Below are 15,338 nucleotides of genomic sequence, written 5' to 3'. Positions count from 1 at the left end.
GTGTAGGACAATTGAAAATAAGGATGAGATTTAGGGGTATAACTGTTCAATTAAAAAAGGAGCGCCCATCTGTCAAATAGCCTGACTGATGGGGTAGCCCTATTTTAGTTAATCATGCACAATCGTTTGATTTAGTAGTAAATCAGAAGAAACCCCACTTAAAAAAGTGGTCGCTTCACCTAAGCTATATAAATGTAATTGATGCATTGCTCTTGTACATGCAGTGTAGAATAATCTTCTCAGACTCTCATCTCCATAAACTTGAGCCGATGCATCATATATTATAACGGCATCGAATTCAATTCCTTTTGCCAAATATGCAGGAATAATGACTACACCTTGTTCATATTCAACTGAGTTTCTCTTCACAAGCTTAATTCCTTCTATTTCTTTTAACGCTTCATATGCATCTATGCTTTCTTCAGTCGATTTACAAATAACTGCGATTGTATTAAAGTCACTGTTATTTAATTCCTCAATTTTAGAAGCAATTTGACTGTGCAGATCCTCTCGATTTGATAGCTGTGTTAATACTGGCTTTTCACCAGAACGTTCAAATGCATTAATTAGATTTCCTGCTGGTATGAGTTTTCGAGTAAACTCTACAATCGGTTCGGTTGATCTATAACTACGAGTCAGATTTATGACATTCGTTTCATCCGGCCCGTATAAATCTTTCAGCACATTGAAATCTCCCATTTCGCTGGCATGTGCAAAAATAGCTTGATTGAAGTCACCAAGTACTGTCATTTTTGCTGCTGGGAACAAGCGCTTCAAAAACTCGAATTGAAACGGAGAATAATCTTGCGCTTCATCTACAAGCACAAATTTAATTGAAACATTCGATTGAAAACCTTGAATCAATTCTTTCAAAAGTAAATACGGTGTAGCATCTTCATAAAGCAATTTACCTTCATCTAACATCTTTAATGTTAACTGACAAATATCTTCCCACTCTTTTGGCGTATCCCCTTTAATCCATTGCTCAATTTGAGCTGGTTCAGAAAATAACTGTTTATAAACTCCCTTTATGTCAATGAAACGTAATGCTTTAACCCACTCACGAAGTGGCTTTAGCTTTTTACGTACAATCATTTTACTTAAGATCCTAGTTTCTTGTTCATAATCATCAAATGAGTCCTCTGTGGAGCCACGCTTTTTCTGTAAAAATTTATATGCTTTTTGATAATCATCTTTACTAAGCAATTCAATTTCATCTTGTACCCATGTTTTTTTCAATTCAGCTTTTTCTGTATCATTTATTATTTTGTTCAACCATTCAGTTAATTTCTCAAGTCTGTTGTTAAATTTAAAAGTCGTATCGGTGCTATAAAATCTTTCAGAAATTTGCTTAGCTGTAACGATTGATTTTCCTCTGAATTTAAACCCTCGAAAAACCATTCCAGACGATTCTAAAGATTGCCTATATGCTTTAATAGTCTCGAAAAAATGAGTTGAAGCTTTAAATCGGATACTCGCAGTTCTTGTCTTATAAGAAGGATCATCCATAGCTGTTAAAACGTATTCTAATTGTTCATAATTATCCTCAACTTGGAAAGCATCGCTAAGCCTATGCACTAAGTATTCTTGGAATGTGACTTGTTGCATATTTTCTTCGCCTAGTTCTGGCAAAACTCTTGATACATAATTATTAAACATTGCATTAGGTGAAAATAAAATTATTTGATCGGCCTTTATCCAATTTCTATATTTATAAAGTAAATAAGCAATCCTCTGTAAAGCTGCAGATGTCTTTCCACTGCCCGCTGCACCTTGAACAATTAGCAATCGACCTTTGTCATAACGTATAATCTGATTTTGCTCTTTTTGAATACTGGCTACTATACTTCTCATATGCTTGTTTGTTCCTTTGCCAAGCACATGCTGCAAAATTTCGTCCCCTATTGTAAGGCTAGTATCAAACATTGATTCAATGACACCATTACGAATAATGTACTGCCATTTTTGGTCTAATACGCCACTTATTTTACCACCCGGTGTATCATATTCAGCCGGACCTGGTGGATAATCATAATAAACACTCGAAACTGGTGCTCTCCAATCATAAATTAAAATATTTTCTCCAGTATCATCCATTAAGGTTGAAACGCCGACATAAACTTTTTCCGTTTCAGGAACACCATCTTCTTTGAAATCAATTCGACCGAAGTACGGTACGTCTTTCATTCGGCGTAGAGCAGATAAGCGATTGGAAGCTTGCTTATGGTTTATTTGACCTATTGCTAAGTATTGCGCCTGTTGTCTTAAACTAATAATTGTTTCTAGATAGTCATCAAAACTATCTGTATTAATTTTAACTTCATCCCAAAAGTTTTTACGAACGTTAATTACTTCGTTTTTACGTTGAGTTGTTTCGTCTGTTACACTGCTGATTCGATCAGTAATAACTTCTAATACATCATTTACTCTTTCTTGTTCTTTTTGAAGTTCGGTATTCATATCATACACTCCTTTTAAAAGATAAAAATGGGGGTTGACTTAAGAGGATTTGTATAGTAAAATTAAGATAGGGAAAATATGACCTACACCTTAAATTTAATTATATATACTGTATTAATCTACCACGTTTTTTTACTTTAAGCAATACTCCTCATTTAAAATCATCATTATTTCGTCTCAACTAATCAGTTACATTGCCCATATTCACTAAAAAGACCCTCTAAAAATGACGTTATGTCCACTTATAGTAAGGTCAATTAATTTTTATATTAACTTCTTCAATACATCCTTTAATTTGCTACTTCTGCAAAACTTTATTCAAATCCACTTTTTCTTTTCATTCTTGTTCATCATTTTCATAGACAAAATTTCCGTTTACGATCGTCGCTTTAACGTTGAATTTGTGATCAATTAAAACAATATTTGCTTTTTTTCCTGGCTCTATGCTTCCGACCTCAGTGTCAATTTTAAGTAGTTTTGCTTGGTTTAGACTTACCATTGGCAAAAGATCTTCTAAAGGTAACTCTAGTACCTTTTTAATATTTCTTAAACATTCCATTAAATTAGTTGTACTACCTGCTAATGAACCGGTTTCTACCGTTCTGGCAATTTTATTTTCCACTATAACTTCTAATGAGCCCAGCGTATAATCTCCATCTGGTAAATCTGCAGCTGCCATTGAATCACTTATTAAAATGATTCGATCTTTCCCTTTTGTTTTGTATAGAAGTTTAATTGCTCCAGGATGGACATGCTGTAAATCAGTTATACATTCACAATAGCAATCATCATTTGTTAAAACGGCACCTAGACATCCCGGATCACGGTGATTAAATCCCCTCATACCATTAAACGTATGAACTGAGATCATTGCTCCATTTTCGATAGCGTTATTTGTTGTATCGTAATCGGCATTTGTATGCCCCATCGATACATGAATACCATTTTCCGTTAAATATTTAATAGCTTCCTGGGCATATTCCTTTTCTGGAGCAATTGTAATGACTTTTATTGTACGTTTTGAAATTTTAATTAGTTCAGTTAACTCATCCACATTTAGCTCACGCATATACTTTACAGGATGCGCACCGCGGTGCTCGCTCGTAATATACGGTCCCTCAACATAAGAGCCAATTATTTCTGCACCGTCTGTATGACCTATTACTTCACTTACATTCACGACTGCTTTTTTAACTTTTTCAAAATCATCTGTCAGTGTAGTCGGTAAAAAGCCTGTAACGCCATGGCGTGCAAGTGACAAAGACATTTCTTGCAAAGCATGGACACTACAATCCATCGTGTCATTTCCTGCAAGTCCGTGAATATGTAGATCAATCATGCCAGGAATAGCCTCGAAGCTTGAAAAATCTAAAATCTCACAAGAAGGTCTGTTCTCGGTAACTTTACTAATCTTTCCATTTTCAATTACTATATATCCGTTATCAAATACTTTCTCAGGTGTATAAATTTTTCCAACCTTGATTGCCTTCACTTAGCTCCCCCCATGTCATTACGTTAAGTAAGAACAAAAGGCAACACTATGTGGAATGTTGCCTGTCAACTCGATCTATTATACCTTTAAGTAGTTTAATTTTTTTAAAGTTGTATAACACGCTCCATACAACCCAGCATCGTTTCCAAGAATTGAAGCATATACGATGGTATCTTGATTATAAATCGGCATGATTTCTTTTTTTATCTCAGAGTTAATGTCTTGTATAAACTTGTCACCTTGCTCAACAATTCCTCCACCGATTATAATGGCTTCCGGGTTTAGAAGGTGGACAATATTTGATAAACCCACACTAATGTGGCATATAAATTTTTGATAAACGGTTGATGCAACCGAGTCCCCTTCCTCAACTAAAGCTAGTACTTCTTCTCCTGAGATATTCTCTACAGTTATGCCTTCTTTCTTTTTTTCCTCAATAAAGTCATTTACGAAGGCTGATGTAGCGGCGTATCGTTCAAAACAGCCTCTACGACCACACCCGCAAGAACGGCCACCGCTAACGATTACAGTATGACCTAATTCTCCAGCTAAATGACGTGTACCACTCACGATCTTCCCATCTACAATAATCGTACTTCCAATTCCGGTTCCTAATGTTAAAAACACTACATTCTGTTTCCCTTGAATGGCACCCTTCCACATTTCTCCTAAGCAAGCACTCTTTACATCGTTCTCGACACTAACTGGTAAATTAAATAAATCGGAAAGTATTTCAGCTAGCTTCATTCCTGTGTAGCCAGGTATATTATTAGAGAATAAAATTTCACCAGTTTCATGATTAACGAGTCCGCATGATGAGATTCCAATCCCTACAATTGAAAAGTCATTTTGGAGACTTTTTATTTTCTCGGCTAAAAGATCAGGAAGCAGCCTTTTTATATTACTTATAGGAGTCGGTACTTTATCTTTGAAAGCTAATTGACCATTACGATTTATTAATCCATATTTGATGAATGTACCCCCAATATCAAAGCAAACTACATATTCCATTCCTTCCCCCCTACTAATTCCTCCACCTTTATTTGATTAAAGAAATCCTGAACTTGTGATAATTCAATCGAACCGGTCTGCTCTGATGCAGCATTTGACATCCCGCAGGCACATGACCACTTGAAAACATCTTCAATTAGATAACCTTTAGAATGTGCAAATGTAAAACCAGCAAGCATGCTATCACCCGAACCAACTTGATGAACATTTGTCAAAGTGGGAATAATAGCTTTTAGTATTTTGTTTTCGCTTATTAAAAGGGCACCTTCTTTTCCTAGAGAAAGTAAAACGTAATTAGTACCCTTTCGGCAAATGTCTAAACTGTAATTAATCATATCCTCTAGCGAAACGTCATTTAACCCTATTAACTTGCATAACTCTTCTTTATTTGGCTTTATTAAAAATGGTTTCCCTTTAATGCCGTTTGCTAATGACTCTCCACTTGAATCTAATAGAAAGTATTTGCCTTTTTGATTTGTTTTTTCTATTAGTTGCCTATAAAAGTTAGATTCAATTCCAGTTGGTAAACTACCAGAAGCTACTATATATTGATTCGAATCCAAAATAATATCGAAATTTTTCAAAAATTCTTCTCTTTCATTCTCCAATATTTCAGGACCTTGTTCAAGAATTTCTGTATGCCCTTCTTTTGATTCAATTGCTAGACAAAATCTTGTCTCACCTTTTATATTTACAAATTGATTTTCTAAACTCCAAATTGAAAGTTGTTCAGCGATCCACTCGCCACTTTTCCCACCCAAAAATCCGGTACAAGTAACTGTAGCCTCTAGCTGACACAAGACGCGTGAAACATTTAGTCCTTTTCCGCCAGCAGTTTTATCTACAGATTGAACACGGTTTACTTCATCCAACTGAAAGGCAGGAAGATTATAACGAATATCAATTGCTGGATTTATTGTTATCGTAGCAATCATTTTCCTATCCTCGACTCATGCTACCGCACATTTTAATCTTATCAGCTACTACCATTTTCATTTCTTGCACAGCATATTTAAAATAATATCTAGGATCATTGGCATCTGGTTGTTCATTTAAATATTGACGCAATCCTTTCACAAAAGCCATCTTTAATTCAGTAGCAATATTAACTTTGCAAATTCCATTTTTTATCGTTGTTTGTACTAATTCATCAGATAAGCCTGATGCTCCGTGAAGAACTAAAGGGATATCGACTTCTCTTTGTATTGCACCTAGACGTTCAATATCTAATTTAGGCTCACCTTTATATAGACCATGTGCAGTACCAATAGCAACGGCTAATGAATCAATGCCTGTTCTAAAAACAAACTCCTTAGCCTGTGCTGGATTCGTATAAATTTGGTCCTTTTCATCTATTTCTAAGTCATCTTCTATCCCGCTAAGACGCCCAAGCTCTGCTTCCACTGCGACTCCAAATGATGAAGCATAATCTACTACCTCACGTACGATTCGAATATTTTCCTCAAAATTATGATGCGATGCATCAATCATAACTGAAGGAACTCCACTTTCTATTAAAACTTTAATATCTTCCACTTTTTCATGATGGTCTAAATGAAAGCAAATTGGAATATCATAGCTTTTTTTTGCAGCCTCCATCATATTAATAAAAAATTCCTGTCCCATATAACTAACCGTACTAGGAGTCGCTGCAATCATAACCGGTGACCTTAGCTCTTGTGCTGTTTCTAAAACGGTTTTCATCGTTTCCATGTTATGAATATTGAATGCCGGTACAGCATAACCTTTAGACTGGGCATCTGAGAGAATCGTACTTCTTGAAGTTATCATGAAAAATCTCCTCCATTTTTTAGTTCATTAGCATAGGCATGAATTTTTACACCTTTAACAACTCTGTTTACTACTCCTAATGGAGATGGATTATCTGGTGAAAAACCGAGATTAATAGATTTGTACATAGCAAAAGTTTGCGCATATAAAATAAATGGGAAGGTAAGAAGAATATCTTCATTAATTTTTGGGAGTCCTACATTATAGAAAATGTCACTATAGGATTCGGCTACATGATCCGATGACGATGAAATTGCTATGACTTTTCCACGATTTGTTTCCTTATAGATTTCTTCTAAAATGTCTACATCATATTGCCTTGTATATGGGTTGCTAGATAGAAAGATAATGACGACTGTATCCTTATCCAAAATTGACTTAGGTCCATGTCTAAAACCTAATGAAGTATCAAAGGTAATCGGGATTGACCCTCCAGTTAACTCTAATAACTTTAAAGATGCTTCTCTCGCTAATCCTTCAAATACTCCCGATCCTAAATAGACAACTTTTTGAAAGGATGAATTAGCTAGTTGTTTAATACTTTCTTCACTATCGCTAATAATTGAATGACCTGTGCGAATCATTTCATCAAGCGTATTCTCCCATGTATGAATCTGATCGAGATTGAAAAGAAGAATCGATGAAAGGAGCATAGTCGTAAAGCTGCTCGTCATCGCGAAAGCTTGATCATTCGCTTCCTCCGGCATATAAATAACTAAGTGATTTTTATCATTTTTCTTCTTTTGGGCTAACAGTCCATCTTGATTACAAGTAAAAATAATGCCATAAAAATCGTCAATAACTTGTTCACCTAAGTTAATAGCCGCTAAACTTTCTGGGCTATTTCCCGAACGTGCAAAGGAAATCATAATTGTTGGAAGGCTCTTATCTAAATAAGAATAGGGATTGGAAACAATATTTGTTGTAGCAATACTTTCAACTATTGTTTTTTTGCTGTTAACAATTTGTTTTAAATAAGGAAGAACGGTGTCACCGACAAATGCAGATGTTCCGGCACCGGTTAAAATAATGCGTAATTGATCGTGTTTATTTTCAATGCTCTTTAAAAATGAAAAAATTTTATCTCTATTAAATAAAATGAGTTCTTTTGTTTCATTCCACAATCTAGGTTGCTGGGCAATTTCTTTTGCTGTGTTACTTGCACCAACATTCATTCTTTCATATTCACTTGCTTTTAAAAGCTTCATCCTTTTTCCTCCTACCATACTGTTAATGTCATCATTACCAGTAGAGTTAAAAATAGATACTCAAGTATCTATTTTAGCTCTACCGTGTAAGTGAATTTATCTCCTCTAGCAATCGAAATCGTATACTCAATTACTTTGTTTTGATCATAAGTAATTCGCTTTAGCTTTAGGCATGGTGCACCCTCACTCATCTTCAACATATCGGATTCGACTTTATTTGCACTTACTGCCATAAAGCTTTCTAAAGCACTAGAAATGTTCACATTGTACTGAGTTCGAAAGATTTCATACATTGGCGTATGTTGCAATTCTTCACTTGAAAGATTTTTAAAATCCTGTACTGGTACATAAGAGGTTTCATATAACATTGGTTCCTCGTCTGCAAGCCTTAGCCGAACAATCTTAAATACTTCTTCTTCGACCGGTATATTCATGACCTTTGCAACTTTACTACTACAGTTGACTTTTTCAAAAGAAACGACAGTTGTAGTAGGGGTCTTCCCTGCTTTTTTCATTTCCTCTGTAAAACTATAAAATTTTACAAGACTTTGGTTATACGTCCTTTGCGAAACAAATGTCCCCTTGCCATGAAGTTTATAAATATAACCTTGTTTTTCAAGCTCCTGCATTGTCTGTCTTACAGTTGTGCGGCTAACTTGATACGTATCACATAATTCTCGTTCAGATGGTAGCTGGTCATTTTCTGCCAACTCACCTGATTCGATTTTTTCTAATAAAATATCCATTAATTGATAATAAAGAGGAAGTCGTGAATCTTTTTCAACCATGATTAGCTCCTTTAGGTGGTATCTTTGTCATAACCAGTTAAATATACATATATTATACATAATATTGAAAAAGTTACCACATATGTCGCAATAGATTTTTCTACAAAACTTCCTCTTTTGTCATTTTTATATTTTGCATATATTCTTTTAAAGAAATCATTGTTCCAGAAACTCTTGACTCCTCTGCAGCATAAGCGATCATATGGCTTTTAGCTGATACGATGGCAGAAGTTAAGCTTCCATGATCTTTGTCCTTTACGCATTGTATGAAATCAGCCATGATACTTGTATCAGCCCCCATATGACCACCATCGACTGTCGAAGGTCTGATTAATTCTTTTTTACCTGAAAAATAGTTAATTTCGATTTCATTTTTAGTATCATTTCCAATAATTTCGCCTTTTGTTCCCATAATTTTAAAGTTACGGAAGGTTTCATTTGTAAAAGCAGTCATTGTGAATGCAACTGTTACATCATTTTCAAATAATAAATTAACTACTTGATGGTCTACAACATCATTATCACAATGATATACACAACGTCCGTATGGGCCGTCTTGGATGGCTTTTAATCTACTATCAAGACTAGAATTTGCCGAAATAACGTTTGCTGGCCAAACATCTCGATCATGTAAATACCATTTTGCCGCAGAGTACGCGCATTCTTTTTCAACCTTGCAACCATCCAAACAACGGTATGTTGAACCTTCTGGCGCATTTTCCTTTTTAAAGTAAGTTAAGCTTCCGTATGAAGAAACACTCTTACACTCTGTTCCAATTAACCATGCAAGCATATCCATATCATGACAGCTTTTTTGTAAAAGCATCGAGCTAGATTCAGCTGAATTTCTCCAATTACCACGTACAAAACTGTGGGCTTGGTGGAAGTATCCAACATTCTCATTCCATTGGATCGAAACGATGTCTCCAATCACATTTTGCTCAACTACTTCCTTTAATGCTTGATAAAATGGTGCATATCTCATAACATGGCAAACTGTTAATAATGTATTATGTTTTTTTGCTGCTTCAGCTATTTCCAATGTCTCAATTGGTTTTGGTGACATTGGTTTTTCTAACAAAATACTATAACCTTTTTCAATTGCTTTCATGACTGGCTTGTAATGGTCACGGTCTGGACTACAAATTAAAAGAGCTTCACATAATTGTTCTTTTTCTAATAGCTCAGTCCAATCCTCAAATCTCATGTTCTCAGGTATATTATGTGCCTCTGCAAATTTTTCTCTTTTTTCTTTATTAGGTTCAGCTACAGCAATAAATTGAACTTCATGTGGATACTGTAGGGCATATGACCCATATGCATAAAATCCTCTACTTCCTGCACCTATTAACGCTGCTTTCATAATTAGTTTCCTCCAACCCTCTTAAAGTTTTTATTTACTTCCTGTAACTGCAATTCCTTCAATAAACTGTTTTTGCAAAATCATAAATAAAATAAGCATTGGTAAAATTGCTAAAAATGATCCTGCCATTAAAACTGGATAATTCGTTAAGTATTGACCTTGTAAAGAAGATAAACCGACTGATAATGTCATTGTATCTGGAGAGCTATTAACAATCATAGGCCACATTAATTCATTCCAGCTCCATAATGTTGTAAAAATACCTAAAGCAACTAAACCTGGCTTAGCTAAGGGAAGCATAATTCTCCAATAAATTTGAAAATGATTACAACCGTCTAGTCTAGCTGCTTCTTCCAATTCCTTAGGTAAGCCCATAAAGAATTGACGTAGTAAAAATGTACCAAAAGCGCTAAATAACCCTGGAACTATTACTGCTTGTAATGTATTTAACCATCCTAATTTAACCATGATCATATATTGCGGTAATAAAAACACCTGTCCTGGTACCATTAAAACCGATAAAGCGATTAAGAAAAGAAAATTTCTCCCTGGAAATTCAATTCTTGCAAAAGCGTAAGCTGCTAAAGAACATAAAAGTAATTGCCCACCAGTACGAATGACAGTGATAATTAGTGTGTTAAACATGAATTTAAAAAATGGTAGTAAATCAAATACATCTTTATAATTCACCCATTGAAAATTCTTTGGAATGAAAACAGGTGGAACATGAATCGACTCAGCATAAGTTTTTAATGAAGTAAGGATCATCCATATGAAAGGGAAGACCATCGCCAATGAGCCGATAATTAGAATTAAATGGATTAGAATTGTTTTACTAGAAACAAGTTGTCTCGTTTTTTCCAATGGTTACTCCTCCTTCAATCATAATGAACCCATTTCTTTTGTAAAACCATTTGAATCGCTGTAATGATTAAAATAATAATTAATAATAAGACTGCGATTGCCGCCGCATAGCCTTTATCATTTAACACGAATGCATGCTGGTAAAATAAGTACACAATCGATTGAGTACTTTCCAAAGCTGTACTGCTTTTTCCAATCATCATAAAAATTAAATCAAACACTTGGAATGCCCCAATAAAGGACATGATTGTTACGAAGAATATAACTGGGGAAAGTAACGGTAGTGTTATTTTAAAGAAGACCCTGATTGGCCCAGCACCATCAATCTCCGCTGCTTCGTAATATGTTTTTGGAATTCCTTGGAGTCCAGAAAGAAAAATAACCATGTTATAGCCAAGTCCGCTCCAAATTGCTACAACAATTATAGAATATAATGCAATCTTTGGATCACTGACCCAGTGCGGACCTTTAATTCCAAAGATGGATAAGAGATAATTTAAAAGTCCATAGTCGGAATTATATAGCCATCTCCAAACCATAGCGATTGCTGCTGGCATCGTAATAACAGGTAAAAAATACAATGTGCGATAAACAGATTTTCCTTTAATTTTTTGGTTCAAGAGAACGGCTATTAGAATCGATAAGAAAATACCGATTGGTACTGTAAATAGAATATAGATTCCCGTATTCTTAAAGGACTGTAACAGGTTAGAATCATGTAGCATTTGTTTATAATTAGCTAATCCAGTCCACTCATATTGCCCAAATGCTCCCCACTCAGTAAAGCTAAAGTAAACCGTTTGAATGATTGGCCATAAGTAGAAAATTGCTAAACCAATCATCGTAGGAGCGATCATTAAATAAGCCCAAAAATAGTCTGAACGTTTCTTTGTCTTTGTTAAGTTAGGTGCCCTTAACTTACTTTTTGATTTCATTTCAACTTCAACTTGTAGAGGCATTTCCTTCACTGTATTCACTCCTTTTAAGGAAATAAAGAGAAGAAGTAAGTTTCGTATGACTAGAGCTTCTTCTCTTCATTTTTTCTAGTTCTTAGATAGAGCCTCGTCTGCTTTTTTTGTTAACTCTTTCGCAGCATCTTCAACACTCTCTTCATTACTCCAAGCCTTTTTCAAGATATCTGTTTCATACTGCCAGATTTCTCCTGTGTTTTTTACACTTGGTAATGGAACTGAATAGTTCACTCCATCAATAAACGCTTGAAGATTCATTGTCGGTACAGCCTTTAACCAAGCTTCTTGCGTACCATTATAAGCAGGAATTACTGTGCCTGTTTTTGCGTATACTTCTGCTGCTTCTTTAGAGCCTAAGAATTGAACAAATTTCCAAGCAGCATCTTTATGCTTCGTGTTTGCTGCAATCACGTTAGCTAAACCATGTATAGAAACTGCGCGCTGTTTTCCTTTAGGTACAACAGCTACATTTAGATCAGGGTTTTTCTTATATTCTGGTACCATCCATGGACCATCAAACATCATTGCAATCTTTCCAGAAGAGAATAACTCCGATGGTGCTGTTTCTGTCATTTGAGCTTGAGTTGGAGATAAACCATCTTTAATGAAACTAATATTATATTTAAGTGCTTCAATTGCCTCAGGTTGATTAAATCCGACAGACTTGCCGTCATCAGAAATAATATGTCCACCATTTTGCCAAATGAAATCATAGTATCCACCTTGGTTACCCATTAAGGCAGCAAATCCATAAATTCCTTTATCTTTATTCGTAAGCTTCTTGGCAACCTCTTTTAATTTATTCCAGTCCCAAGTATCGTCTGGATATGGAACGCCTGCTTCATCAAAAATCTTTTTGTTATACCATAATCCCGTTGTATCAAAATCTTTTGGGATCCCATATAGGCTACCATCAACAGTGTAAAGATTGATTAGTGACTTAGGATAATTATCCAAGCTGTAGTTATCTTTTGAAGCTAAGTCGCTAAGTGGAACAATTACTTTACCTTCCGCATATTGAACCACATGCGGCCCATTCATCCATAAAACATCAGGTAATGCTCCGCCAGTTGCTGCTGTTTCTAGCTTTTGAAAGTATTGTGCATATGGTGTAAGTTCAGTTTTTACTTTAATATCAGGATTTTTCTCTTGAAATAATTTTATAATTTCATTAATTGCAGGTACTTGTTTTTTATCCCAAAATCCATAAGTAATTTCAACTTTTCCATCCTTCGCATCTCCAGATGTACTATCACTGCCACATCCAGCTAAACCTAGTAGTCCTAAAGCTAAAGTTAAAAGCATAATAAGCCATTTTTTCATCCCGTTCCCCTTCTCTCTCTTAAAAATTTAGTAGCCTTTTAAACTAAAAATTTCTTTCAAAAGACGTCCCTTGGAATACAAACGTTGTCATGATGTTATTACCAGTTGTTATGTAAAGGCTTACAAATATTTTGTTTGCCCCTCACATAAAATTTCTAACACCCCCTGTTATCCTTCAAAACAACTTATTAGTAATGATGTCATTACCAGTTGTATGTAGTATATCACCTCTTTTTTAAATCCTGAACCCCTTTTTAGAAATTTTCCGAAAATTTAAATCGACATATTTCATCATTTTTCTACTAATAGGCTTCTGAAATAACCAAAAAAAGAACCTCTAATCAAAGTCGATCAGAGGTTCCTAGTTGTTTTAACAATTAGCTATAAACTAATTCTTTTTGGATTAGTCCAAGCGTTTTTGATGTTGAAGCCTGAATTTCTTCAAAAAGCTCTTGGTTGTCTGCTAGTGAAATACCGAATGAAGGAATCATTTCTTTAATTTTAGGTACCCACTCCATCATATGCTGCGGGAAGCATTTTTCTAATACTTCAAGCATTACATGAACAGCAGTTGAAGCACCAGGTGAAGCTCCAAGCAATGCAGCAATTGTTCCATCTTGTGCACTAACAACTTCAGTACCAAATTGGAGCGTGCCTTTTCCAGCCGCTGTGTCTTTAATAACTTGTACACGTTGACCAGCAACTACGATATCCCAATCTTCGCTCTTAGCGTTCGGAATAAACTCACGTAATTCTTCGATGCGCTTTTCATTTGATAGTAATACTTGTTGAATTAAATACTTCGTTAATGCCATTTCTTTAACGCCAGCTGCTAGCATCGTCATCACATTATTCGGTTTAACAGAACTAATTAAATCTAAATTTGAACCAGTCTTTAAGAACTTTGGTGAGAACCCAGCAAACGGTCCAAATAATAATGACTTTTTATTATCAATATATCTTGTATCAAGATGTGGTACAGACATCGGTGGAGCACCAACTTTGGCTTTACCATAGACTTTTGCATGGTGTTGTTCAGCAATTTCTGGGTTGTTACATACTAAGAAAAGTCCACTAACTGGGAATCCTCCGATATGTTTTGACTCAGGAATACCAGTTTTTTGTAGTAAAGGTAGACTTGCTCCTCCACTTCCGATAAAAACGAATTTTGCAGTGTGGTATTCTGTTTTACCAGTGTTAAGATTTTGAACTTTTACACCCCAAGAGCCATCGCTAGTACGTTTAATGTCCTCAACACTATGTTTATAATTGATCTCAACATTATTGCTTTCTAAGTGCTCAAACATCATACGTGTTAAAGCTCCAAAGTTAACGTCTGTTCCAGAGTCTATTTTTGTTGCCGCTATTGCTTCATTAGATGTGCGTCCTTCCATGATTAGCGGGATCCATTCTTTTAGCTTTCCAGCGTCTTCTGAGTATTCCATCCCTTTAAATAAAGGATTTTTAGAAAGCGCTTCAAATCGTTTCTTTAAAAATTCCACATTTTCTTCACCTTGTACTAAACTCATATGAGGGATTGGCATGATGAAGTCTTGTGGATTACGAATCAAATTGCTATTTACAAGATAAGACCAAAACTGTCTTGATAGTTGAAACTGTTCATTTATATTTATTGCCTTACTAATATCTACAGATCCGTCTGCTTTCTCAGATGTATAGTTAAGTTCACATAATGCAGCATGTCCCGTACCCGCATTATTCCATTCATTAGAGCTTTCTTCGCCTGCTTTGTCTAATTTCTCAAATACTTTGATTTCCCATTCCGGTGCTAATTCTTTTAGTAATGATCCCAAAGTCGCGCTCATGACTCCGGCACCAATTAAGATAATGTCTGTTCTAGTTTGTCTGTTGCTCATAATAACCTTCCTTTTCCCCTTTATTTGCAAAAAAGTAGGTTTTCCTGCTTAGGTGTCACAAAAAGCAAGGCACCACCTAGGAACATACCTATTCTGTCTGAATCATATTTTAGTAATAGTATAACACATTTAATTGGAATTTTAATTATAGTATATCACTATTTAATTATATCGCATTAATAGTATATTT

12 protein-coding genes are annotated in these 15,338 nt (G+C 35.2%); all 12 read right to left on the bottom strand.

What is annotated here, in order from left to right:
• Nucleotides 1–108 precede the first annotated feature (108 nt).
• The 12 genes from helD to CN601_RS15940 all read right to left on the bottom strand — a co-directional run bounded on the left by helD (nt 109) and on the right by CN601_RS15940 (nt 15,148).
• Nucleotides 109–2,460: an RNA polymerase recycling motor HelD gene (gene helD / locus CN601_RS15995; RefSeq protein WP_098171615.1), complete on the bottom strand. Its 2,352-nt coding sequence runs from the start codon at nt 2,458–2,460 to the stop codon at nt 109–111.
• A gap of 337 nt (nt 2,461–2,797) precedes the next feature.
• Nucleotides 2,798–3,952, bottom strand: coding sequence for an N-acetylglucosamine-6-phosphate deacetylase (nagA, locus tag CN601_RS15990; RefSeq protein ID WP_098171614.1), 1,155 nt, complete (start codon nt 3,950–3,952; stop codon nt 2,798–2,800).
• 78 nt (nt 3,953–4,030) lie between these two features.
• Entirely contained in the window at nt 4,031–4,963 is a 933-nt protein-coding gene (locus CN601_RS15985; RefSeq protein WP_098171613.1) for an ROK family protein, read from the bottom strand.
• Nucleotides 4,951–5,898 (bottom strand): 1-phosphofructokinase, encoded by a 948-nt coding sequence (gene pfkB, locus CN601_RS15980; RefSeq protein ID WP_098171612.1) that lies wholly within the window; start codon nt 5,896–5,898, stop codon nt 4,951–4,953. The genes CN601_RS15985 and pfkB overlap by 13 nt, the downstream gene beginning before the upstream one ends.
• 4 nt (nt 5,899–5,902) lie before the next feature.
• The gene (gene gatY / locus CN601_RS15975; protein ID WP_098171611.1) at nt 5,903–6,754 is read right to left on the bottom strand and encodes a tagatose-bisphosphate aldolase subunit GatY; all 852 of its coding nucleotides are present in this window, start codon (nt 6,752–6,754) and stop codon (nt 5,903–5,905) included.
• Nucleotides 6,751–7,962, bottom strand: coding sequence for an SIS domain-containing protein (locus CN601_RS15970; protein WP_098171610.1), 1,212 nt, complete (start codon nt 7,960–7,962; stop codon nt 6,751–6,753). Before CN601_RS15970 ends, gatY begins: the two co-directional genes overlap by 4 nt.
• Nucleotides 7,963–8,030: 68 nt before the next feature.
• A complete protein-coding gene (locus CN601_RS15965; protein ID WP_098171609.1) occupies nt 8,031–8,750 on the bottom strand; it encodes a GntR family transcriptional regulator in 720 nt (239 codons plus the stop codon).
• Between the two features lie 100 nt (nt 8,751–8,850).
• Nucleotides 8,851–10,116 carry a Gfo/Idh/MocA family protein gene (locus tag CN601_RS15960; protein WP_098171608.1) on the bottom strand — a complete coding sequence of 422 codons (1,266 nt, stop codon included), beginning with the start codon at nt 10,114–10,116 and terminating at the stop codon, nt 8,851–8,853.
• A 27-nt stretch (nt 10,117–10,143) separates the two neighbouring features.
• Nucleotides 10,144–10,902 (bottom strand): carbohydrate ABC transporter permease, encoded by a 759-nt coding sequence (locus tag CN601_RS15955; protein WP_179865581.1) that lies wholly within the window; start codon nt 10,900–10,902, stop codon nt 10,144–10,146.
• An 89-nt stretch (nt 10,903–10,991) separates the two neighbouring features.
• Nucleotides 10,992–11,912 (bottom strand): carbohydrate ABC transporter permease, encoded by a 921-nt coding sequence (locus CN601_RS15950; protein ID WP_179865580.1) that lies wholly within the window; start codon nt 11,910–11,912, stop codon nt 10,992–10,994.
• A gap of 108 nt (nt 11,913–12,020) precedes the next feature.
• A complete protein-coding gene (locus tag CN601_RS15945) occupies nt 12,021–13,271 on the bottom strand; it encodes an ABC transporter substrate-binding protein (protein WP_098119060.1) in 1,251 nt (416 codons plus the stop codon).
• Nucleotides 13,272–13,648: 377 nt separating this feature from the next.
• A complete protein-coding gene (locus tag CN601_RS15940) occupies nt 13,649–15,148 on the bottom strand; it encodes a malate:quinone oxidoreductase (protein ID WP_098171606.1) in 1,500 nt (499 codons plus the stop codon).
• Nucleotides 15,149–15,338 lie beyond the last annotated feature (190 nt).

This window comes from Bacillus sp. AFS017336 (genome assembly GCF_002555445.1).
GTDB lineage: Bacteria > Bacillota > Bacilli > Bacillales > Bacillaceae_G > Gottfriedia.
Note: the sequence above shows the minus strand (reverse complement) of the source record. Positions and strands in the feature narration are given on the sequence as shown.